We start from the raw sequence: 22516 nt of genomic DNA on the forward strand, positions 1-22516 counted from the left end.
TAGGAGGACAATATGGCACGTAATAAACAAGTGAAAGATCATAAGCGAAAACTAATTACACAAGATGATCCGAAATCGCCCATTGCGGAACAATACCGTACGATACGGACGAATATTGAATTTGCTTCGGTAGATGAGAAAGTCAAAACGATTCTCGTAACGTCTACGGGGCCAGGAGAAGGAAAGTCAACTACGGCGGCCAACCTAGCCGTAGTGATGGCACAGCAAGGAAATAAAGTGTTATTGATGGATTCGGACTTAAGAAAACCAACGGCCCACTATACATTTGGCGTACCGAATATTGCCGGATTAACAAGCCTGCTCACAAAACAGCACACAGCAGAAGAAGCGTTACAAGTGACAAAAGTAGAAAACCTGTTCTTGTTGCCAAGTGGACCGATCCCGCCAAATCCGGCAGAGTTGCTGAGTTCACGTGGGATGACGTTATTCTTAGAAGCAGTAGCAAAGAAGTTTGATATTGTCATTATCGATTCACCGCCGCTTATGGCTGTAACGGATGCACAAATTCTGTCTAATTATACCGATGGAACAATTTTAGTGGTAGGTAGTGGAAAAGCTGACCGCGAGCAAGCGGTTAAGGCAAAAGACATGTTAGTTGCAGCAAAAGCGAAAATTCTAGGTGTGGTCCTAAACGGGAAAGAACAAAAAGAGGGGCAAAATTACTATTATTATGGTAGTTAATGTAACTTTGATAAAAACTTATACCTAATTGTCCAAATCTATGATAATATGGTAAAGGATTTACAGAAGAGGTGAGTAAAGTGATTGATATCCATTGTCATATCTTACCGAATGTAGATGATGGGCCAAGTCATATGACCGAGAGTATAAAAATGGTTGAACAAGCGATTCAAGAAGGAATATCAACGATCATTGCGACTCCCCATCATATGAACAGCTCTTATATAAACAAAAAAGATTTGATACTAGAAGCCGTAAATCAATTGAATGAAGAAGTTCGTTCGTTAGGACTTGATATAACTATACTACCAGGACAAGAATGTCGTATTTATGGGGAACTTGTAGAAGATTATCATAAAGGCGACATTCTTCCTTTAGCAGGAACCGATAAATATGTATTTGTCGAATTTTCGTCCAATAGTGTTCCGCGGTATGCGAAGCAATTATTCTATGATATTCAAATGGCAGGGTTAATCCCGATTATTGTCCATCCGGAAAGAAATAGTAAAATCATAGAGTCACCGGATATTTTATATGATTTTGTCAACAGTGGTGTGTTAACACAGATCACCGCCTCGAGTTTAACAGGACATTTTGGAAAAAAGATTAAACGATTTACAGAAGACCTTATTGATTTTAATTTAACACACTTCCTTGCGTCGGATGCACATGGTCTTAGTAAACGGCCGTTTCGGATGCGCGAGGCATTTGCCGAATTAGAAAAAAACTTTGGAACGGATATGGTTTATAAGTTTCAAGAAAGTGCCGATCTCGTTGTGAATGGACTTCACGTAGCAGTGGAACCACCGGAACGAATTAAAAAGAAGAAGTTCCTAGGGATCTTTTAAATTAGGTGATTGTGTTGAAGAAAGTATCCGATTTTCCAAAGACCATTAATAAAACTGTTCGCTATATCAAACAGGATGCGCCTCTTGAAGATCTGGAGGCGATCCACCAACTCATTAAAACAGCCATAGATAGAAGAAAACAACTAGAAAATAGGTCGAGCAAGGCGACCTGTTGATCATATCTATTGGGCAATGTCTCCTTGCCGTTATCGATGGAGGCACTCGATCATGCTGTGGGGTTCAATAAACTGAACCCTTAGGTGCATTGTCACCAAGGGTATGGTGTGAGGAGAGGTTAAATGCCTCTATAATATTTTTATTGTAAAACAAGTAAAATTGAAACGCTTTCATAAAAACTCAATCAAGCCTTAAGCTATGCATCTTTTCATCAAAAGGAATATAGCTTAAGGCTTTATTAATAAAAATATTGGAGGTATCCAAATGTATAAAAAAGTAAGAAAGGCAATTATTCCTGCAGCTGGCTTAGGAACAAGGTTTTTGCCTGCTACAAAAGCGATGCCGAAAGAAATGTTACCGATAGTTGATAAGCCAACTATTCAGTACATAATTGAAGAGGCGGTTGAGTCGGGTATTGAAGATATCATTATTGTAACGGGTAAAGGAAAACGAGCCATTGAAGATCACTTTGACCATGCGTTTGAGTTGGAACAAAACTTAATAGAAAAACAAAAGTTTGAGCTACTAGAAAAGGTCCAACAATCTTCTAAAATGGTAGATATTCATTATATTCGACAAAAAGAGCCTAAAGGGTTAGGTCATGCGGTTTGGTGTGCTCGTAAGTTTATTGGGAATGAGCCGTTTGCTGTTTTATTAGGCGATGATATAGTACAAGCTGAAACACCTTGCTTAAAGCAATTGATTGATCAATACGAAGAAACCCTTTCCTCTGTAATTGGTGTACAATCTGTTCCTGATGAAGAAACTCATCGCTATGGTATTGTTGATCCGCTTGGTAATGTTGGGCGAAGACATTCTGTTAATCAATTTGTCGAAAAACCAAAACAAGGAACTGCCCCCTCTAATCTAGCTATCATGGGGCGTTATGTGTTAACTCCTGAGATCTTTATGTTATTAGATCGTCAGGAAGCAGGAGCTGGAGGAGAAATTCAGTTAACAGATGCCATCCAAAAGCTTAATGAAATTCAACGAGTTTTTGCATATAACTTTGAAGGTAACCGTTATGATGTTGGTGAGAAGATGGGATTTGTGAAGACAACGATTGAGTTTGCGATGCAGAATGGGGAGTTAAAGCATGAGTTGCTGAGGTTTCTTGAGGATGTTGTAGAGAAGGAGAAAGTGAAGTAGAATTTTTACGTGCGGAAGGGTTAGTGGTTGGTTGGCAGGGAAAGGTAGTACAATCTTTTTTAACCATACACCCTTCTACCTCTAATACACTTTGACACCATAGAAATGCTGAATTAGATTTTCGGTAGTGTTAGATGTTTTTTGCTAATATTATTTTAATAAAAACATATTTAGATTTATAGATTAACCATGAAAAAGTGTGTATATAACATTTGTTGATCACAAAATGTTATTTATTTGAAAAGGTAATTAGAACATTTAAGATAATTTTGACAGTACTGTTTGTGAGCAGGATGTGATTTAGCTCAAATTGGTGGGAAGGTTGTTTGTATCGATGGTAGGTAGTGGTAATGATGGCGACGAAAATTCTTTTTTGTGATCAAAAGCAATTAGTAGTTAGGGGATAGCCCATAGAAAGCACCAAACCTAATTACTAATAACTGAACGATTAAATACTGGTGAGTATGTTTTAAAGGGTTCTTCATTAAAGCATGATTTGTTACCGTTAGTGCAACAAATCATGAAGAAACAGTTAGTAGGTGGTGAAAAAGAAATGGAACAAATTGATTATGAAGCAAAAAGAAATGCAGAAAAAGAAGTAGCTGCTACTACAGATCTTTCTGTAAAGAGAATAAAAAGCAGAAGTAACATGTTATTATACCCATTTAGTAAGAGGTCATTGGATATAGCGGGGTCTCTTATGGCAATTGTTATTTTTAGTCCATTGTTTTTTCTGATATCGATCTTTTATTTATTCGAAAAAAGAAAAGGCTCAATTTTTTTTAAACAACTTAGAGTTGGTAAAAATGGCGAAATGTTTCAAATATATAAGTTTCGTTCAATGGCAATTGACGCAGAAGAACGTTTAAAAAGCGATAGAATACTATACGAAAAATATATAGAAAATAATTATAAGCTTGAACCTGAAGAGGATCCAAGAATTACAAAGTTAGGTGCCTTTCTTAGAAAAACTAGTTTAGATGAATTACCCCAATTTATAAATGTTCTAAAAGGTGATATGAGTTTAGTAGGTCCTAGACCTGTAGTTGAAGCAGAACTTAATGAATATGGTAATAAAGCAGACTTATTCTTATCAGTAAAGCCAGGGGTAACCGGTTATTGGCAAGTTAGTGGGAGAAGTAATATTGGTTATCCGCAAAGAGTAAATTTAGAACTTGAATACGTGTATAAACAATCCTTACTTTTTGATATAAAAATAATATTTAAAACATTTTTGATAGTTTTCTTGAAAAGAGGAGCCTACTAAGAGTTTTGATATCTATAAAAAGAAATTATAATAAATTTTGTTTAATATAAAATTTGCAACTATTATTGAATAATCGTTTTTTAAACTGTAACTTATGGATGCTACAGTTTAACAAAAATGAGGGCTTTTTTAGAAATCTATTAAAGAAGGGTATGTAAAGAATCAAATGGAATTTTCTGTTTTAATGTCTTTATACAAGAATGAGAAACCAGAATACTTGAAAGAAGCAATAGATAGTATTATTGGGCAAACTTTGATGCCGAACGAAATTGTTATTGTAAAAGATGGTGAGCTAACAATAGAATTAGAAAATACTCTAAATGAATATTCAGAGCAGTATCAAAGTATTTTTAAATTTGTTGTTCTTAAAAAAAACGTTGGTCTAGGTTTAGCATTAAGAGAAGGTGTAAAAGCCTGTTCAAATGATATTATTGCTCGAATGGATTCAGATGACATTGCTCATTGTGAAAGGTTTCGCAAGCAAATTGATTTTATGAAGAGTAATCCTCATATAACTATTGTAGGTACGAATGTACTTGACTTTGACAAAACCATTAAAAATGTGGTTTCTAGGCGTATTTTCCCTGAAAGTAATAATGACATTATAAAGTTTTCAAAACGAAGATGCCCTTTTTTACACCCTTCAATTGTTTTTAAAAAACAAGCAGTTTTAGAAATTGGGAACTATGAACATTTACTCTGGTTCGAAGATTATTATATATTTTTAAAATTACTTTCAAGAGGTTACCAAGGCCATAATATTCAAGAAAATTTATTGTATTTTAGAAGTAATGATAATATGTTTCAAAGACGTGGTGGCATAAACTATTTAAGGCAAGAATTAAGAGCGTTGACAATTTTTTATAAACAAGGATATTATAATTTTTTTTATTTTATAACTAATTTACTAGTTAGAAGCAGTGTAAGAGTTTTAGGGAATAAATTTAGAAAAATCTTTTATAATAAACTTCTTAGAAGTTAGTTTGAAAAAGCTGCAAATTAGGGTGGACAACCTTTACTAAATTAGTTTCCTATCTTGTTTGATATAAACATAGATGCAAGTAATATTTTTAATATCTTATTTTTAAAAGTCAAACTAGATAGATATGCATTTTTTTGAAAAACTGAAGAATTCTAATACTCTCTTATATATTATTTGCAAAGTTTATATATAATAATATATTATTTCCATCAGTAAATGTTTTGGGGGTACTAAAAGTTACTCTTCTAAAAGTACAAAATATTAAACCTATCTAAATAAACATACGTATTGTAAAAGATTATTGTCTACCTATCTCAATTTTACGTGAAGAAATTTGTATAAAAAATAATTAATATGGTGAATAAATTACCTACTATAAAACTTTTGGAAGGATATAAATAATGCCAGATCAAAAGAATTTAAAGAGGGCTTACACAAAGTTACTGGAGGGAAAAGGTATAGAGACCCTATTATTAAGAGGAGCAAGTAAATCCCTTTTCGTTCAGGTAGTAGGTACAGGCCTAGCATTTATTTTGCAAATTTTCCTAGCAAGAATACTAGGAGTTCAAAATTTTGGTGATTATGTTTATGTACTTACTTGGTTAAATATTTTAGTATTGATCGGCAAATTGGGGTATGATACAGCAACACTTCGGTACATACCAAAATACGAAGTTGAGAAAAATTGGAAAGGGATTAAGGGTTTTTTAATACAAAGCTTAAAATTTGTGATACTTTCTTCATCTATAGTGTCTATTATTATGGTATTTTTTATTAGTTTTAATTCAGTTTATTTTAGTTCTTCTTTAAATAAAGTGTTTTATATAGCAGCATTACTTATACCACCATTGTCGTTACTACAGCTATATAGGGCTCGTTTACGTAGTTTAAAAAAAGTTCTATCAGCACAAGTACCTATGTTAATAATACGTCCTTTAATTCTGATGGTAATAGTAGGAGTGGCTTATGTTTTCTCTAAAGATAACATAACTGCTTCACAAGTGATGGGCATTAATCTGGTTGCTGTCATAGTTGCTTTAGGAATTAGTATTTGGTTTTTTCGTAGAAATCTGTTCACAGAAATTGCTTTTGAAAATCCAACTTTTAAAACTAAAGAATGGCTGAAAGTTTCTATTCCATTACTTTTTATTTCTGGAATGCAAGTATTAATGGAAAATATGGACGTGATAATGCTAGGTTCTTTAATTAATACAACTGATGCTGGCATTTATTCTTCTGCTCAGCGAATTTCTACATTGGTCACATTTGGTTTGATAGCTGTAAACATGATGGTGGCCCCAATGATCTCTGAGCTTTATTATTCTGGAAGAATTAAAGATCTACAACGAATAGTTACATTGGCATCGTGGGGTATTTTTGGTGTAACAAGCCTAATTTCCATTGTATTAGTTATCTTAGGAAAATGGCTACTTTCGTTTTTTGGAGAAGTATTTACAATTGCCTATCTACCATTGTTAATATTACTGGTTGGCAATATTATCAATGCTCTTTGTGGATCAGTTGGATCTATTTTAAATATGACAGGAAATCAATCTATCTCTGCTAAGATTGTTACTAGTGCACTAATAATAAATTTTTTACTTAATTTATTGCTTATTCCGAAGTGGGGTATATCAGGTGCGGCCCTTGCTACTACAGTAACTGTAATTTATTGGAATATTTTTATGACTTTAGTAGTGATCCGAAAACTAAGTATTAACCCAACTATCTTTAGAAAGAGAGTAATATATAGAACAGATGTTTAGGTATATTCCATTTATTGCGGAAATTATTGATTGTTATAATAAATTATAAAGATAAAAAAGTATAAATATACACTAATACTTTTTGTTACGAGGTGTATTTAATGAAAAATACTATTAAAAAATGGGTGTTTAAAAGCTTTAATAATATAACTGATATTAAATTTAATATTAAAGACTTAGATACCGAGTTATTTAGGGATACATTTGATAATGCAGTAATAAGAAAAAAACAATATTGGGAAAGAGAGAAAGAAAAAAGACCCTCATTGGGTGCAATTATTCGAGTGAAGAATGGAGCAGATTACTTATATTTAAGTTTGTGTTCGATAGCTGATTTATGTAATGAGATTGTAGTTATTGACAACGGCTCGACAGATGAAACAATTGAAATTGTAGAAAAGTTTTCCTCTAACATTAAAGCTTTGAATAAAAACTTGAAAATTAGTGTTTATGACTATCCTATAAAAACATGTAGAGCAGGGGAAGGTTATAGCAACTGTGTACAAAAAAATCCAGAAGGATCTTTAGCACGCTTTTACACATATGCATTTAGCCTTAGTGAATGTGATTATCTCATGAAATTTGATGCACATTATATGCTTATACCAAAGTTTATTTCAGTAATAAATCAAAAACTAAAAAGAAAACCTGAAAGAATACGTTTAAATATCAGAGATATATATGGACGGCATCATGGTTTCGAACCTTTAATTTTTAAAAATAATGAATTTTGGTATGAAGATATAGAATATTTCGAAACTATAAAATTCAAAAAGGATATTCCTTTAAGACACTTTTTTGATAATACAATTTTAAGTCCATCAGTAATTCATGTGAAGAGATTAGGATATTTGGAGGGGAAAAAGTGAATAAAAACTTAATTTTACACGCTGGTTTCCATAAAACTGGAACAACAGCACTTCAAACTTGTTATTTTAAAAATTATGAAAATCTTAAAAAAGTAGGGTTGCTTTTCCCTAATACTGGTATAACCTTTATTAAAGGATCACCACGTGATGGTGCTTGTTCAGGCCATGATAACTTATTGAGAATGGCCTCCATTAGATCTAAAACTCTTATAAGAAAACTTGAGACTGAGGGTATTTATTCTCATATGACTACTTTATTATCTATAGAGAATATTTCTCATCCATTTATGTCACATAAAGTTTTTGAACAAAATCTAATTGATTTATTAGATATGCTTCCAAAATATGAAAAAAAAGTTTTAGTTTATACAGTTAAAAGGCCAGAGAAAATGTTTAGGTCTTTATATTCAGAACTTATTACTGGTGGTAATGCTTTATACAGTGAGAAATATGATACTTTCTTTGATAACATTATCAATAAAGCTGATGAATATAAAAAAAAGCTAAATACCGCTAAAAAATTAGGGTTTGAAATTAAGTTTATCTTTTGTTCAGGTAATACAATTGATCATTTTGAAAAATTCCTCCTAGAAAATAATCTAATCAATAAAAAGCCGTCATTGAATATAGAGAACACCATAACCTATTCTAGCCCATCCTTAGAACATGAAACTATTATCAGGGAGATAAATGGCTTAGGATTAAGTCGTGCTTTGACTAGGAGGATTTCCAAAAAAATATTAGAAATGCCAACTGATTTCTTTTATAATGCAGGTTTAGAATTTGAACGAAGACATTTTGATGAAGAACTACTAAATAAACATTATAAATTTATAAATTACGTACTCAATGATTTCGGGTTTAAAATAGAACTAATTAAGGACTTAAGTTATCAAGTGAATTTCGTAAACATTTTGCCCAACAATATTGAAGAAGTCTTATTAATACTTGGCTTTGAAGAAAAATATAACCAAAAAAGCATATTTAAATTGTTAAATACTTTAAAACTAATTTTAAAGCGAACGATTTCAACAGGGCATTTTTATTCTCGTAGAATAGGATTTTGGAATATTGTTCCTAATGGTTTGAAAGACCAGTTACTGAACCAACTACGTAAATTAATTTAAAGAGAATGAATTTGTTAATCTTCAGTGTAAACCAGTTTAGGATGGGGAATTTTATGTTATTAAACGTATCTAGTATATATAGGAAATTCTTCCTCACAGTTTTCTTGCTATATATTGTTACTTACTGGTTGGAACCTTATGAACTAAGGATGTTTTTAAGCTTATTAATAGTATTCATGGGTATACATTTAATTATTTCATATGGAAGAATTCCAAAACTTTCTGTACAGATTGGTTTGTTTTCTGTTGTTGTGATTTTTATTGGACTCTTATCGGAAATTATATATGGAAGCTCAAATAATATGACTATTGTAATGGAAGGGATTAAAGGTCTACAGCTTATTGCCATGGCATTCTTGGGAGTATTTTTAGCTAAAATTCAGTTTAGTTATGACTCGAAGTTTATTGAGAGAATAGGGTTAAGTGTGCTTGTGTTTTTAATGGTGGCTACCTTTATTTCCCTTTTCTATAACGTTCCAGGTCTTTTTAACCAAGAAGTAAGGTTAGGAAGTCATAATTTACTAGGCAATCAAAGGGGTTCAGCCATGTATACTGAGCCTGGAATGTTATCAAATACAGTAATAGTTCTTTGGGTGTTCTTATACTGCTTAGTATCAAGTCAAAGGAGAACTGTAATCTCAATTATTTCTATCATCATATGTATTCTTTCGGCTTCACTAGTGGGCTATTTGTTCGCGTTGGGAATATTAGGGAATTTGATTTATAGTAGAAAAAATGTCAATAAAGCTTTCATTTTTGGATTAATTTTTATGGTAAGTGTACCTATAGGTGCATTTGTTTATGAGAACACTATTAGCACTAGAATTTCTTTTTCAGACGAAGGGATAAATGCAGATCCTTCATCTTCACTTAAGTACACTAATATAATAAACATACTAGAAAGGGACTTTATAGAACAAGTAATAGGTTCAGGAATTAGGGCCAATTACCGTGTGACATTTGATAACCTTCTCTTGGATGGTCGTGCCAATATCTCCGATGGATTTGCATTTGTTAATTCAAGTGGTGTAATCCCTTTCTTCTATTTTCAATATGGAATTATTGGTCTTTTATTTATAATTTCTCTCTTTATCAAGTCTAAGTACAAGTATTTATTCCTGTTACTACTTTTAACAAGATACGGAGATGCAGCAATGTTAATTTTAATACTAGCATTTTTATCAGGGAGAGAAAAAAATCTTAATAATTATGGAAGCGCCAGGGTTAGTAGCAGCAATTCAAACGGGGGGACATTCTCAAGAAATTGTGGATTGTAGCCTAGATAAGTTAAGTATAATTTCAATATTCTGAACCTTAGTGTAGAAAGAAAAACATCAATATTATGTTGAGAGAAATGATTGGGACCATGCTAGGGATGTCAATATATTAGATGGTACAAAAGTGTTATTTAGAGAAATGGTGACTTATCGTTAACATTGACTAATAAAAGATGGTGTACCCGTCTTAGGGGTGATATATGCCCGGTTTTGGATGAGGCTTATGTAGGAGGACATGGTACAGGTTCCTATCAAATAGAGAATGTTCAAGAAAAAGTTATCTTCAGGCTAATTAAGGGATATCGGGAAGAATTTATCAATTAAAGTATTCGCTCTTCTGTAAAAGTGTAGAAACATGAGGACAGCCAAAACATGTCCACAGGTAAAGAGAAACATGTTCATTTAAGCTGAATTCACACGCCCTGAAATAGCAGAAGTGTGAATTCGAGGTATTTAACAAAGATAAAAAAGGAATGGGCTAAAATATGACATGGGAGATGTGGTTTGTTCTAGGTGTGGTTATTGCCATGCTAGTAGCATTGATTAGGGAAGTTACAAGACCAGATATTATTGTGTTCACCGCTTTATTTAGTTTTATTATTACAGGAATTTTAACTGTCGATGAAGCATTGAAGGGCTTCTCTAATGAAGGTATGCTAACCATTGCTTTGTTGTTCATCATAGCTAGTGCCATTCAACGAAGTGGTGTTTTTGAACGTTTAATAAAAAATATTCTTAAAGAAGGGCAACGACCAAGAGTTGCCCTTCTTAAATTGGTTTTCCCTTCTGCTTTATTATCGGGTTTTTTGAATAATACACCGATCGTGGCAACTTTTACACCAATCATTCGTTCCTGGTGTGAGCAACAAAAGTTATCTCCTTCTAAATTCTTAATGCCATTATCCTTTGCTACTATTTTAGGTGGTACGATGACCTTAATCGGCACATCAACCAATTTAGTTGTCCATGGATTAATGTTAGAAGAAGGACTAGGAGGTTTTTCTTTTTTTCAATTAGCTATTGTGGGTGTTCCAGTAGCTTTTATTGGGCTCATTTATTTAGGGACAATTGGTTATAAGTTGTTACCGGATCGAAAAGCACCTACTTTTCAAAAACAGCAAACTAAAGAATACTTAGTTGAAATGTCTGTTGGAGAACATTGCCCGTTAATTCATAAAACGATAAAAGAAGCAAATTTGCGTCAGTTAAAAGGTCTTTATTTATTTGAAGTGATCCGAGAGAAAGAAAAACTCTCTCCTGTCAAGTCTTCAATGAAGATTAAAGAAGGAGACCGACTTATATTTACGGGGTTAATCTCTACAATTGCTGAATTAGAGAAAATTAAAGGACTACATTTAGAGACTGGTTCTGAACTTGGCCTTGATACGTTAAAAAATGGTGCTACTAAATTAGTTGAAGTCGTTGTTTCCCATCAATCTTCATTACTAAAAAAAAGAATTAAGGATAGCTATTTTCGAAGTCGTTTTGATGCCGCTGTTATAGCTGTTCATCGTAACCAGGAGCGAATCCATAGTAAAATTGGTGACATCATATTAAAGCCGGGTGATACTTTGTTATTATTAGCCGGTTCTGATTTTAACGGTAGGATTTCTGAAACCAATGATTTTTACTTAGCTACATCTGTAGACGATCCTTTTCAGCTGCCTTCTGGCTGGAAAAGCTGGCTTCCTTCACTTACCTTAATAGCAATGTTAATCTTGGTCGTTTTTGAAGTAATAACTATGTTTGTAGCAGCAGCTTTTGGTGTAATTATTCTGATATTAACAAAAATTCTTTCACCTCAAGAAGCAAAACAAAGTATTCATTTTGATGTCTTACTCGTCATTGCAAGTGCATTTGGAATAGGTTTTGCCATGCAGAAAACAGGATTAGCATCAACGATTGCAAATTCATTAGTCAGCATTGTCGCACCTATTGGAATTATTGGTATTTTATTTGCTGTCTATTTTCTTACAACTGTGTTTACTGAAATGGTGACCAATAACGCAGCAGCCGTGATTATGTTCCCAATTGGTATGGAGGTTGCGTATCAAGTAGGAGCTAATCCAGTTGCCTTTGCCGTTTTAATTGCTATTGCAGCTTCTTCTAGTTTTTTAACTCCGATCGGATACCAAACAAACTTGATTGTCTATGGACCAGGGGGATACCGCTTTAAAGATTATATGAAAGTCGGTTTACCTTTAAATATACTCATGATGATAGGAACCATTACCATTACTTATTTAATTTGGATATAAATTTTTTTCCGAAACGATATAAATTCATTAAAGGTGGGCTTGTTTATGATAGAGAAAATTGATCTAAGTCAAGTATTAAATATTGCAATTGAAGCAGGAAAAGAAATAATTGACGTATACAATACAGAATTTGAGATAGAACAGAAAGCTGACGAATCACCATTAACCATAGCTGACAGAAAGTCACATCAAGTGATTGAATCTCAATTATATAAACAATTTCCAAAAATCCCCGTATTAAGTGAAGAAGGAAAACATCAATCTTATGCTAAGCGACAAGATTGGACGTATGCATGGGTAGTTGACCCGTTAGATGGAACAAAAGAATTTATTAAACGCAATGGTGAATTTACAGTCAATATTGCATTAATCGAAAATGGTATACCTGTTCTTGGTGTAATTTATGCTCCTGTTTTAGATATCGCTTATATAGCTAAAAAGGGAGTTGGTTCGTACAAGCTTGATAATGTTTCGGATCGAACTTTTAGTACTGAAGAAGAGATTATTCAAGGTCTAAAATTACCTGTTTCTGAAAAAAGAGACTATATTTCAGTAGTAGCAAGTCGATCTCACTTATCAAAAGAAACTGAGGAATATGTTGATAGATTACGCGAAAAGTATGGAGAAGTGGATATGACCTCAGCTGGGAGCTCACTAAAATTATGTCTAGTTGCTGAAGGAAAAGCGGATGTTTATCCTCGTTTTGCTCCAACGATGGAATGGGATACTGCTGCTGGACAAGCTATCGTCGAGCAATCAGGGGGAACTGTAGTTAAAGTAGATAATAGTGAACCTCTTTCTTATAACAAAGAAGATTTATTAAATCCGTGGTTCATTGTTCAACATAGGAAATTATAAGCTTCTAATAGATTGAAATCGCAAGAGAGTATATAGGGAGAGGGATATAATATGGCAATCCTTGTAACAGGAGGAGCAGGGTATATAGGGAGTCATACACTGCTTTACTTAAAAGAGAAAAAAGAAGATGTCATTGTACTAGATAGTTTACAAACTGGTCATAGAGACGCCGTCATCCATGGAACTTTTTATGAAGGCCATCTTTCAGATAGGGGTCTTTTAGATAAAATATTTACTAGTCATAAAGTTTCATCTGTAATTCATTTTGCTGCTGATTCACTAGTTGGTGAAAGTGTAAAAAATCCATTAAAGTATTACGAAAATAATGTTTTAGCTACGTACCAACTTGTCAATAAAATGGTCGAGCATGGGGTAAAGAAACTTGTATTTTCATCAACGGCTGCGACGTACGGTGAACCAACGTCTATTCCAATTACTGAGGAACTACCGACACTGCCAACAAACCCGTATGGTGAAACGAAGCTAGCTATTGAAAAGATGCTAAAATGGGCAGACCAAGCATACGGATTGAAGTCCATCTCGCTTCGCTATTTTAATGCTGCTGGCGCTGACCCAGAAGGTCGAATTGGAGAAGATCACAATCCAGAATCACATCTTATCCCAATTGTCCTACAGGCGGCATTAGGTCAAAGAGAGCATGTTAGTATCTTTGGTGATGATTATCCTACCGATGATGGGACATGCGTGCGAGACTACATTCATGTGTTAGACCTTGCACAAGCACATTATCTAGCTTTGCAACGACTGGAGAAGAAAGAAGAGAGTGGTATTTATAACTTAGGGAATGGGAATGGTTTTTCAGTAAAACAAGTCATCGAGACGTGCCGTGCCGTAACAGGAGTTGAAATAAAAGCTATTTCCTCACCGCGAAGAACAGGGGATCCAGCTGTATTAATAGCTTCTTCAGAGAGGGCAAGATCTGAATTAGGATGGAGTCCAGTCTACCCCCAGCTGGATCAAATAGTCCAACATGCTTGGTATTGGCATAAGCATAATCCCACTGGTTATAACAGGTAGACATTTAGTAAGAGCAATTTATTTATCCATATTTCGCAATATTAAAATTGTACGTTTTTATTTTTATGAATTAGGTTTAAATATTAATTTGCTCGATTCCAATAAGTTGTTATTGTTGAAAAGTCCTCTTTTTGGCATAATGATAAAGTACTAGTTTTCTAGTTTTTTATAATAGCTTTTAAAACTGATCTTTATTCTAAACTAAAGAAATTTAAACAAAATTTTAAAATAGTAGGTTTCTAAAAGAACTTAGTAATTAAGGAGGCACACATCAATGAAAGAACTCACTCACCTCGATCAACTTGAGGCTGAAGCCATTTATATTATTCGTGAAGTAGCAGCAGAATGTGAAAATCCAGTTATGCTCTATTCAATAGGGAAAGACAGCTCAGTCATGCTACATTTAGCCATGAAAGCATTTTATCCAGAAAAACCACCCTTTCCTTTTATGCACGTTAATACGACTTGGAAATTTAAAGAAATGATTGATTTTCGGGATCGTAAAGCAAAAGAGCTAGGTATAGAGATGATTGAAGAAATCAATCATGAAGCTGTCGAACAAGGAATTAATCCATTTGATCACGGTTCAGCCTATACAGATATCATGAAGACTCAAACACTAAAGCAAGGTTTAGACAAGTATGGCTTTACTGCTGCATTTGGTGGTGGAAGACGCGACGAGGAAAAATCTCGTGCGAAAGAACGTATTTTCTCTTTCCGTAATAAAAATCACGCCTGGGATCCAAAAAATCAAAAACCTGAAATGTGGAAACTTTATAACACAAGAATTAACAAAGGGGAAAGTATGCGTGTCTTCCCACTTTCCAACTGGACAGAAAAAGATATCTGGCAATACATTAAAAGAGAAAATATCGAAATTGTACCTTTATATTTTGCGAAAGAAAGACCAGTCGTTTACCGTGATGGAAACATCGTGATGGTTGATGATGACCGTTTAAAACTAGAACCTAATGAAGTAATAGAAATGAAGAAAGTTCGGTTCCGTACATTAGGCTGTTACCCTCTTACTGGTGGTGTTGAATCTGAAGCAACTACTTTAGATGAAATTATCGAAGAAACACTTGGAGCGACCTCATCTGAAAGAACAAGTCGAGTGATTGACCAAGAAGCTGCTGGTAGTATGGAAAGACGTAAGCGAGAGGGGTATTTCTAAAATGAAAAGTCTTTTAAAATTTATTACGTGTGGAAGTGTAGATGACGGAAAATCAACATTAATTGGACATATGCTTTATGACGCAAAACTATTATTTACGGACCAAGAGCAAGCTTTAGAGCTTGATAGTAAGGTAGGAAGCCGTGGTGGCGAAATTGACTACTCTCTATTACTTGATGGATTAATGGCTGAAAGAGAGCAAGGAATTACGATTGATGTAGCGTATCGCTATTTTACAACAGATAATCGTTCCTTTATCGTTGCCGATACTCCTGGTCATGAAGAATATACACGGAACATGGCAGTCGGTGCGTCATTTGCTGACCTTGCCATCATTCTTGTTGATGCAACAAAAGGAGTAATTACCCAAACGAAACGTCATGCTCGAATTTGTTCATTAATGGGAATTAAACACCTTGTTTTAGCCGTTAATAAAATGGATTTAATTGGCTTTGATCAAAAGCGCTTTGAAGAAATTAAAGATGACTTCATGCAAATGACTTATGGATTTAATTTAGAGAGCATTCAAGTAATTCCTGTTTCGGCGACTGAAGGAGATAACATTACCAAAGAATCAGTTAACACTCTATGGTATGATGGATTACCATTATTACCTTATTTAGAAACAGTTGATGTTCGTAAGGAAAATGAACAAAATGCCTTCGTTATGCCTGTTCAAAGAGTTAGTCGACCAAATCATACGTTCCGTGGTTTCCAAGGACAAATAGAAGCTGGGACTATTTCAGTCGGCGATGAGATTACGACTTTACCTAGTTATGAGAAAGCCAAAGTGAAAAGCATATTAGTTGCTGATAAGGAAGCGAAAACGGCTAATGTTGGACAACCTGTTACGATTCAATTAGATCGCGAAGTGGACGTTTCTCGAGGATGTGTATTAACAATAGCAGACCATATCCAAGTTACAGATATGTTTACCGCAACTATTCTCTGGATGGATGATACGAAGCTTGTTCCAGGTAGAAACTATCTAGTAAAAGTAGGAACGAAAATTCTTCCTGGTACCGTAATGTCAATTAAGCATAAAATTGATATTAATACAGGAAACCAAGTCCCAGTGGATCAAGTATTTAAAAATGAATTAGTAGAATGTGATATTTCTTTATCTGAGAATATGGTATTTGACACGTTTGAAAATAATGAGGCGCTAGGCGGCTTAATATTAGTCGACCGTGTAACCAATATGACGTCTGCTTGTGGTGTTATTGATCATGCTCTTCGTAGATCAACGAACGTAGTATGGCAGGATACAGATATCACAAGAGAAATTCGTGCTCAACAAAAGGGACAAAAGCCACTAACATTATGGTTTACTGGTCTCTCAGGATCAGGAAAATCAACACTTGCCAATGAAGTGGAAAAACGTTTAGTATCACTTGGACATCATACGATGCTACTCGATGGTGACAATGTACGACATGGATTAAATAAAAACTTAGGCTTTAAAGAAAGCGACCGTGTCGAAAACATTCGCCGTATCGCTGAAGTGGCAAAACTTATGAATGATGCGGGAGTTATTACATTAACATCATTTATTTCACCATTCGAAAGTGATCGTAAGAACGCAAGAGAAATCATTGGCGAAGAATATATTGAAATCTTTGTTAGCACGCCGCTTGAAGAATGTGAAAGGCGTGATGTGAAAGGCTTATACAAGAAAGCACGTGCTGGTGAAATTCCAAACTTTACTGGTATTTCAAGCCCATATGAAACACCAGAAAATCCAGAAACCGAAATTGATACAAGTAATTATTCGTTAGAAGATGCAACAGATTACGTTGTAAAACAAATTATGAAATATTTAGATTAAGTTTGTGTATCTTCTGCATTCAAAAATTGTAAAAAGAGTATTTTAAAAGATCATTCTTCCAATAACGTAACGAACCAAAGCCTGGCCTCTATCCTCAGAGGCTGGGCTTTCTTTTTTGTGGATTTATTACCACTGAAATAAAAAAGACCGGGAAGTATGATATCTTTAAAGGAAATTACAGCAATTAAGATAATGGATACGTAAGATTATTAAAATAAACAATTGTAAATAAGATAGATTATGCTTAAAATACTAGATTAGTAATAAACATTAGTAGTATCTGATCCAACCAATTATTGCAATCCACAGTGGTATACTTAAAGATGTTGCCATATTACGCCAACTAAAAACTTACTTAATATTCCATTTTCAAGTGATGTGAATTATACTATATTCACCTGTATTTTGCATGAAGAAAGCGCAGAAAAATGCAATGAATTTTGCAGAGTTTTGCCACCCAGTTATTAACCTGTCAGCGTGATTTTGACAATGCGTTGGAAAGTCTATAACCTCCGCCATTAAACATTAAAACGTGAGCGTGATGGGTTAAGCGATCTACCAATGTTGCAGTTAATCTAGTGGACCTATGTCAAGAAAGTGGACACCTAAGTAACGGATTTTAGTTTTTCCATATTATGAGAACAGTTGGCCTTCTTCACTTTTAAAAAGCATAGATGATGCCGTGGATGCATCAAGCCCAAACCGCTTGACCCAACTACTCTATCATCTAATTGGTGGTTAGGTGAAGAAGGAACCTAACTGCCTAACATAGTGGCGACAGATCAAGCTGATTCGTTGGTAAATTGTTTTGCGTATTGAACGGGTGACACATACCCAATAGACCCGTGAATCCTTTTTCTATTGTAGAAAAATTCTATATACTGATAGATCTCGTCATAAGCTTGTTTCTTGGTTTGAAATCGACCACCTCTTATGAGCTCTTTCTTCAAAATACTAAAAAACGATGCTGCACAAGCGTTGTCATAACAGTTTCCAGTGCGGCTCATGCTCGCCTCCATACCATAGCTTTCAAGTCTTTGGCGATAGTCATTAGACGTATATTGTGTTCCACGATCTGAATGGTGAATTAATCCCTGTTCTGGCTTTTTAGGCTCATATGCATTATCTAACGCTTCCAAGACGAGCTCATTTGCCATGTGACTTTTGAGACTCCAGCCTACAATTTCACGAGTACAAAGATCTAATACAGTGGCTAAATATAACTTGCCTTCACGACAAGGAATGTAAGTGATATCAGTTACCCAAGCGCTGTTAGGAGTAAGTACATTAAATTCCTGGTTTAATATTTTAGGAGCGATTGGATTCGTATGGTTAGAATTTGTTGTAGATATCCTGAATTTCGTTGAAACGCAAGACCGCAATTCAAGCTCATTCATATATTTACTCACCGAACGCTCACTAATAATGTAGTTTTCTTTTAATAACTGTTGATGAATTTTAGGACTACCGTAACGCTCGTTAGTATCGTAAAAATGAAATTTAATACGCTCTTGAACCTTTAGTTTACGTTGTTCTTGCGCACTCACTTCATGGTTTAGCCACTTGAAAAAGCCGCTCCGAGATACTTCTAGCACTTTACACATCTTCATCACCGAGAATTCGGAGCGATGCTTCTCAATGAACTCAAACCTCATGGCCGTGGTCTGCTGAAGATGTGCACCGCCTTTTTTACAATAGCTAATTCTTCTTTTGTAGCTGCGAGCTCGTGATCCTTTTCTTTCAATTGGCGCTCTTGATTACGCAGCTGTTGTCTAACTGAAGGATACGATCTTCAGCTACTAAAGGCTCATTGTCAAACTCGCGATATTCAGTCATCAACTGATGCAGGCAACTAAGCGGAATATCTAAGTCCTGTGCAATATCTCTCAAGGTAATGCAACCTTGTTGTGGTTCCAGGACGAAGTTTAATGTCCCCAAAAACGTGAACAAGGTTCAAATCAGGCCCTGGGTAAGCGATTGTGGATGAAATAAAAACCCAGACACACTAGAAAAACATATTTTCACCAAAAAGGTGGATAACCTTCTATTTATACAGAGGGTTATCCACCTTTTACGAGTTACACACAGGGGGCGAAGAGGTTAGTGGTATGAATGTATAGTTATCCACATCTTAAAATCCGTCTCTGTAACACCCAAAAAAATCTTGTTTCACGGAGAATCAGCACAGTGGCTGTCCTAAATTTATTGGATAAGATAAAGGCGAGGTATGGAGAAGCATATATTTTGGTTGACGGTGCTTTTTCCATACTTAGCTGAGGAAATTCCAGAAGATGGTTACAAGATACTGTACGTGAAATTGGACTCTAATCAATGAGAAAGAGAAAGCCCCTCGGCTTTCTCTTTTCAGTATTCCCATTAATACGCAGCTCTTACCGCATTCACTAGTCCACTTCCATAGAAAGAAGAATTTCCTAGTGGAGTGGCTGTATCTCTTAGGCGTTGGCGGATTTGTCCGTTAGAGGCCCAAGGGTATTGAGCTTTTACGAGTGCAGCTACACCTGCTACGTGAGGCGTTGCCATTGACGTTCCGTTAAGTGAAACATAGCGATTGGACGTGTATGTACTTAAAACTGACACACCTGGCGCTACGATTTCCATTTGGCTTCCATATGTTGAAAAAGATGCTCGGTTGTTGTTTGAATCGACGGCTCCAACGGCCATAACTGAATTGTAAGCAGCTGGGAACATGATACCTGAAGTTCCTGTATTACCTGCCGCAGCAATCAGAAGTAAACCACGATTATACGCATTATCGACAGCTTGTCTTAATGAAGTCGATCCCGAGGACGTTCCTAGACTCATGTTAACAATATCCATGTTTTGACTAACCGACCACTCGATGCCTTGGATGATGCTACTTAGCGCACCGCTCCCGTTTCGATCGAGTACTTTTACCGCATAAATGTTTGCAGAAGGAGCTACACCAATAACCCCATAGCTATTATTCAATGCAGCAATTGTTCCAGCAACATGTGTACCGTGACCGTTATAATCCTGGTACGAGGGCTCAGAACTAATGAAGCTGGCACCGCCAGAAATTCGTAAATCTTCGTGTGTCGCAATTCCTGTGTCAAGTACAGCTACTTTTACACCATTCCCGCGATTTCCCCAAGAGTGAACTGTTGGAGCTTGGATATGACTAATTCCCCAAGGGGTAGTTTGAGCTATTTTAACTTCTTCATCTTTTTCAATATAAGCAATGTTTGGGTTTTTCTCTAGAGCTTTTACTGCTTTTTCTGGCAGCTTGACGTGTAGAACCGGCATGTATTGAAATTCATGTAAAACTTCGCCACCTGCTTGTTTGACGACATTCGCATTCGCATTTTTCTCAAACCCAATTAAGTACTCGTGCCTCTCAACGCCTCCACGCTCATTTGCCAATGAACCGACATGTGGAAAGATCAGCGTAAACAAGAGGGCAAAAACTGCAATAAAACCTAACCATCTTAAATTTCTCATAAATACCCTCCCTAAAATTTTTTTGTAGCGCTACGTCTTCATTACAACCTGAAAGCTAGATTTACGCAAAGAGGTTGAGAGATTAATAGAATACAAAATGTGATGAAAAAGAGAGAGTACACAGATGGTGTTCGGTATTTTTTAGATATAAATTAATATATTCATAGATTTTCACAGTATTTTACATATTTACTCATAAATAGGGAGTGTCCGGTCAGTTTACCTTCGTGTTCGCCACTCGAATTTTTTCTTCCTGGACACTTTCGATATTCGCTTGATTGTTTTTTAATGTGAAAATAAATATCGCTTTATCCAGGTACTTCAAGCTTTCATCTTTATTTTTAAGGTCATGATCAAATAATGCAATTCCGTATAAAAAGAACAGTTGCCCAAGCAAGTATAAGTAATCCTCACCAATGCATAAGGTTAGGGCGTAATCGACGAGTTTGATTGCTTCCTCATAATCCTGTCGATCATAGGCATTCATTCCCGCGTTGTAATAAATATTGATCATTAATCGTTTATGTTTTATGTGCGTATGACTATTGATTTTTTGGACGAGTTTTTTGTAAATTTGGGCGGCTTCATCTAGTTTATTTGTCATGCTATAGATAATGGCTTTTGATTGATAGATATGCAGTTCATATTCTGATATGATCTTTGGGGACGCGGTTCCTATATTGAGTGCGGCTTCTAGTAACTCGAGTGCTCGTTTTTCATCATGTTTAACGTGAAAGACACAAATGGCTTCTCGCCATAACATGTATTGCTTTAATTGATCGCTTTTAAATAGAGGGCTTTTCTTTTCTGTTGTAATGATTTGTAGCACTTCTTCATAGTTGCACTCTCTAATTTTCTTATCAATCGTGCTTTTGGTCAGTTCAATATAGTTGTTGCCGTAGTTGTGAATTTCATCAAAGAAGTAGTTCATATCGACCGATAATCGTTTGGCAATTTGCTCTAAAATAAGTGCGGTTGGAGAAACTTCGTCTTTTTCAATGCGACTGATTAATCCTTGGCTGCATATTCTGTCACAAAGTTCTTTTTGCGTTATGTTAAAGTACTCTCTTAAATCCTTGATACGCTGTCCGATGGAATAAGACATAAGATCCCTCCATTGATCAAAATATTAATATGTTAATATAAGTATCGTTATTATAATATAAAAACAAGACTCTGGCTTATATTATCTAAAAATTGATAAAATTCAGGTAAGGCGCACTTTTAATAGACATGGCATAATAGAGTTAAAAAAATGTTAGGAGGAATGTAGGATGATGAAGAAGAAAGCAAAAAAGACTTTAGTTTTAACAGCCGTGGTAGTGGGGATCTTTTTCACTTCTTTTACAGGAGTCATGGCTCACGATGAGATTACTCCAACTGGCAAACCAGGGTATGTGCATTCGGATTGATGGTTTGGGGGTAATGGTACTTTGAAAATGGGATTTATGATTTAGAAAAAGAAGCACAAGGACACTCTTGTGCTTCTTTTTCAATTTATCTTCAATACTTACTTCCTAATAGCGACCTACTAAAATGTCCTTTTAAGTTTCAATATTAGGTTTTTTGTCCTAATTCTTTTTTTCTATTTCGTTGTAAAAATACACTATTTTGACAATATATGTGGAAATTTACATATAAATTAGTTAGGATAGTCTAGATAGTATAATATTAATATAAGAATTTTCTGCATTGATTATGCTACGAGGAGTTTAT

Annotated in this window: 19 protein-coding genes and 1 pseudogene; 16 read left to right on the forward strand and 4 right to left on the reverse strand. The window is 34.9% G+C overall.

What is annotated here, in order from left to right; genetic code table 11:
• Window positions 1-12: 12 nt before the first annotated feature.
• From ACNSTQ_RS01120 to cysC, 15 genes are all read left to right on the forward strand, one after another.
• Complete coding sequence (locus ACNSTQ_RS01120) at window positions 13-702, forward strand: CpsD/CapB family tyrosine-protein kinase (RefSeq protein ID WP_418198012.1); 690 nt, start codon at window positions 13-15, stop codon at window positions 700-702.
• Window positions 703-782: 80 nt separating this feature from the next.
• Window positions 783-1550, forward strand: a complete 768-nt coding sequence (locus ACNSTQ_RS01125) for a tyrosine-protein phosphatase (protein ID WP_418198236.1) — start codon at window positions 783-785, stop codon at window positions 1548-1550.
• 14 nt (window positions 1551-1564) lie between these two features.
• The gene (locus tag ACNSTQ_RS01130) at window positions 1565-1726 is read left to right on the forward strand and encodes a hypothetical protein (protein WP_275120430.1); all 162 of its coding nucleotides are present in this window, start codon (window positions 1565-1567) and stop codon (window positions 1724-1726) included.
• A 265-nt stretch (window positions 1727-1991) separates the two neighbouring features.
• Window positions 1992-2876 carry a UTP--glucose-1-phosphate uridylyltransferase GalU gene (gene galU, locus ACNSTQ_RS01135; protein WP_418198013.1) on the forward strand — a complete coding sequence of 295 codons (885 nt, stop codon included), beginning with the start codon at window positions 1992-1994 and terminating at the stop codon, window positions 2874-2876.
• A gap of 553 nt (window positions 2877-3429) precedes the next feature.
• Window positions 3430-4143 carry a sugar transferase gene (locus ACNSTQ_RS01140; protein ID WP_418198237.1) on the forward strand — a complete coding sequence of 238 codons (714 nt, stop codon included), beginning with the start codon at window positions 3430-3432 and terminating at the stop codon, window positions 4141-4143.
• A gap of 166 nt (window positions 4144-4309) precedes the next feature.
• Window positions 4310-5125: a glycosyltransferase gene (locus ACNSTQ_RS01145; protein WP_418198014.1), complete on the forward strand. Its 816-nt coding sequence runs from the start codon at window positions 4310-4312 to the stop codon at window positions 5123-5125.
• 401 nt (window positions 5126-5526) lie between these two features.
• Window positions 5527-6891: a flippase gene (locus ACNSTQ_RS01150; RefSeq protein ID WP_418198015.1), complete on the forward strand. Its 1365-nt coding sequence runs from the start codon at window positions 5527-5529 to the stop codon at window positions 6889-6891.
• Between the two features lie 101 nt (window positions 6892-6992).
• On the forward strand, window positions 6993-7760 hold the full coding sequence (locus ACNSTQ_RS01155; RefSeq protein ID WP_418198016.1) for a glycosyltransferase: 768 nt from the start codon (window positions 6993-6995) through the stop codon (window positions 7758-7760).
• Window positions 7757-8887 carry a hypothetical protein gene (locus tag ACNSTQ_RS01160; protein ID WP_418198017.1) on the forward strand — a complete coding sequence of 377 codons (1131 nt, stop codon included), beginning with the start codon at window positions 7757-7759 and terminating at the stop codon, window positions 8885-8887. The genes ACNSTQ_RS01155 and ACNSTQ_RS01160 overlap by 4 nt, the downstream gene beginning before the upstream one ends.
• Window positions 8888-8940: 53 nt before the next feature.
• Window positions 8941-10164 carry a hypothetical protein gene (locus ACNSTQ_RS01165; RefSeq protein WP_418198018.1) on the forward strand — a complete coding sequence of 408 codons (1224 nt, stop codon included), beginning with the start codon at window positions 8941-8943 and terminating at the stop codon, window positions 10162-10164.
• Window positions 10165-10649: 485 nt separating this feature from the next.
• The gene (locus ACNSTQ_RS01170; RefSeq protein ID WP_418198019.1) at window positions 10650-12422 is read left to right on the forward strand and encodes an SLC13 family permease; all 1773 of its coding nucleotides are present in this window, start codon (window positions 10650-10652) and stop codon (window positions 12420-12422) included.
• A gap of 45 nt (window positions 12423-12467) precedes the next feature.
• Window positions 12468-13280: a 3'(2'),5'-bisphosphate nucleotidase CysQ gene (gene cysQ / locus ACNSTQ_RS01175; protein WP_418198020.1), complete on the forward strand. Its 813-nt coding sequence runs from the start codon at window positions 12468-12470 to the stop codon at window positions 13278-13280.
• Window positions 13281-13331: 51 nt separating this feature from the next.
• Window positions 13332-14318: a UDP-glucose 4-epimerase GalE gene (gene galE, locus ACNSTQ_RS01180; protein WP_418198021.1), complete on the forward strand. Its 987-nt coding sequence runs from the start codon at window positions 13332-13334 to the stop codon at window positions 14316-14318.
• 274 nt (window positions 14319-14592) lie between these two features.
• The gene (gene cysD, locus ACNSTQ_RS01185) at window positions 14593-15492 is read left to right on the forward strand and encodes a sulfate adenylyltransferase subunit CysD (RefSeq protein WP_418198022.1); all 900 of its coding nucleotides are present in this window, start codon (window positions 14593-14595) and stop codon (window positions 15490-15492) included.
• A gap of 1 nt (window position 15493) precedes the next feature.
• Window positions 15494-17320, forward strand: a complete 1827-nt coding sequence (gene cysC, locus ACNSTQ_RS01190; RefSeq protein ID WP_418198023.1) for an adenylyl-sulfate kinase — start codon at window positions 15494-15496, stop codon at window positions 17318-17320.
• A 472-nt stretch (window positions 17321-17792) separates the two neighbouring features.
• On the opposite strand, the pseudogene ACNSTQ_RS01195 reads toward cysC, so the two are convergent.
• The 4 genes and pseudogenes from ACNSTQ_RS01195 to ACNSTQ_RS01210 all read right to left on the reverse strand — a co-directional run.
• Window positions 17793-17885, reverse strand: a pseudogene (locus ACNSTQ_RS01195) (ATP-binding protein); the annotation flags it as partial.
• A 217-nt stretch (window positions 17886-18102) separates the two neighbouring features.
• Entirely contained in the window at window positions 18103-19065 is a 963-nt protein-coding gene (locus ACNSTQ_RS01200) for an IS3 family transposase (RefSeq protein ID WP_418198238.1), read from the reverse strand.
• 631 nt (window positions 19066-19696) lie between these two features.
• Window positions 19697-20800: a S8 family peptidase gene (locus ACNSTQ_RS01205; RefSeq protein ID WP_418198024.1), complete on the reverse strand. Its 1104-nt coding sequence runs from the start codon at window positions 20798-20800 to the stop codon at window positions 19697-19699.
• A gap of 214 nt (window positions 20801-21014) precedes the next feature.
• The gene (locus tag ACNSTQ_RS01210) at window positions 21015-21905 is read right to left on the reverse strand and encodes a helix-turn-helix domain-containing protein (RefSeq protein ID WP_418198025.1); all 891 of its coding nucleotides are present in this window, start codon (window positions 21903-21905) and stop codon (window positions 21015-21017) included.
• Window positions 21906-22074: 169 nt separating this feature from the next.
• On the opposite strand from ACNSTQ_RS01210, the gene ACNSTQ_RS01215 reads away from it, so the two are divergent.
• On the forward strand, window positions 22075-22212 hold the full coding sequence (locus ACNSTQ_RS01215; RefSeq protein ID WP_418198026.1) for a hypothetical protein: 138 nt from the start codon (window positions 22075-22077) through the stop codon (window positions 22210-22212).
• Window positions 22213-22516: the final 304 nt, after the last annotated feature.

This window comes from Alkalihalobacterium sp. APHAB7 (assembly GCF_048323755.1).
Classification (GTDB): domain Bacteria; phylum Bacillota; class Bacilli; order Bacillales; family Bacillaceae_F; genus Alkalihalobacterium.

What these genes read in the sequence shown, in the direction of transcription:
- cysD (WP_418198022.1), top strand. Translation starts at nt 14,593, where the DNA reads ATGAAAGAACTCACTCACCTCGATCAACTTGAGGCTGAAGCCATTTAT.
- galE (WP_418198021.1), top strand. Translation starts at nt 13,332, where the DNA reads ATGGCAATCCTTGTAACAGGAGGAGCAGGGTATATAGGGAGTCATACA.
- ACNSTQ_RS01155 (WP_418198016.1), top strand. Translation starts at nt 6,993, where the DNA reads ATGAAAAATACTATTAAAAAATGGGTGTTTAAAAGCTTTAATAATATA.
- ACNSTQ_RS01140 (WP_418198237.1), top strand. Translation starts at nt 3,430, where the DNA reads ATGGAACAAATTGATTATGAAGCAAAAAGAAATGCAGAAAAAGAAGTA.
- cysQ (WP_418198020.1), top strand. Translation starts at nt 12,468, where the DNA reads ATGATAGAGAAAATTGATCTAAGTCAAGTATTAAATATTGCAATTGAA.
- ACNSTQ_RS01120 (WP_418198012.1), top strand. Translation starts at nt 13, where the DNA reads ATGGCACGTAATAAACAAGTGAAAGATCATAAGCGAAAACTAATTACA.
- ACNSTQ_RS01215 (WP_418198026.1), top strand. Translation starts at nt 22,075, where the DNA reads ATGATGAAGAAGAAAGCAAAAAAGACTTTAGTTTTAACAGCCGTGGTA.
- ACNSTQ_RS01145 (WP_418198014.1), top strand. Translation starts at nt 4,310, where the DNA reads ATGGAATTTTCTGTTTTAATGTCTTTATACAAGAATGAGAAACCAGAA.
- ACNSTQ_RS01205 (WP_418198024.1), bottom strand. Translation starts at nt 20,800, where the DNA reads ATGAGAAATTTAAGATGGTTAGGTTTTATTGCAGTTTTTGCCCTCTTG.
- ACNSTQ_RS01210 (WP_418198025.1), bottom strand. Translation starts at nt 21,905, where the DNA reads ATGTCTTATTCCATCGGACAGCGTATCAAGGATTTAAGAGAGTACTTT.
- ACNSTQ_RS01150 (WP_418198015.1), top strand. Translation starts at nt 5,527, where the DNA reads ATGCCAGATCAAAAGAATTTAAAGAGGGCTTACACAAAGTTACTGGAG.
- galU (WP_418198013.1), top strand. Translation starts at nt 1,992, where the DNA reads ATGTATAAAAAAGTAAGAAAGGCAATTATTCCTGCAGCTGGCTTAGGA.
- cysC (WP_418198023.1), top strand. Translation starts at nt 15,494, where the DNA reads ATGAAAAGTCTTTTAAAATTTATTACGTGTGGAAGTGTAGATGACGGA.
- ACNSTQ_RS01170 (WP_418198019.1), top strand. Translation starts at nt 10,650, where the DNA reads ATGACATGGGAGATGTGGTTTGTTCTAGGTGTGGTTATTGCCATGCTA.
- ACNSTQ_RS01165 (WP_418198018.1), top strand. Translation starts at nt 8,941, where the DNA reads ATGTTATTAAACGTATCTAGTATATATAGGAAATTCTTCCTCACAGTT.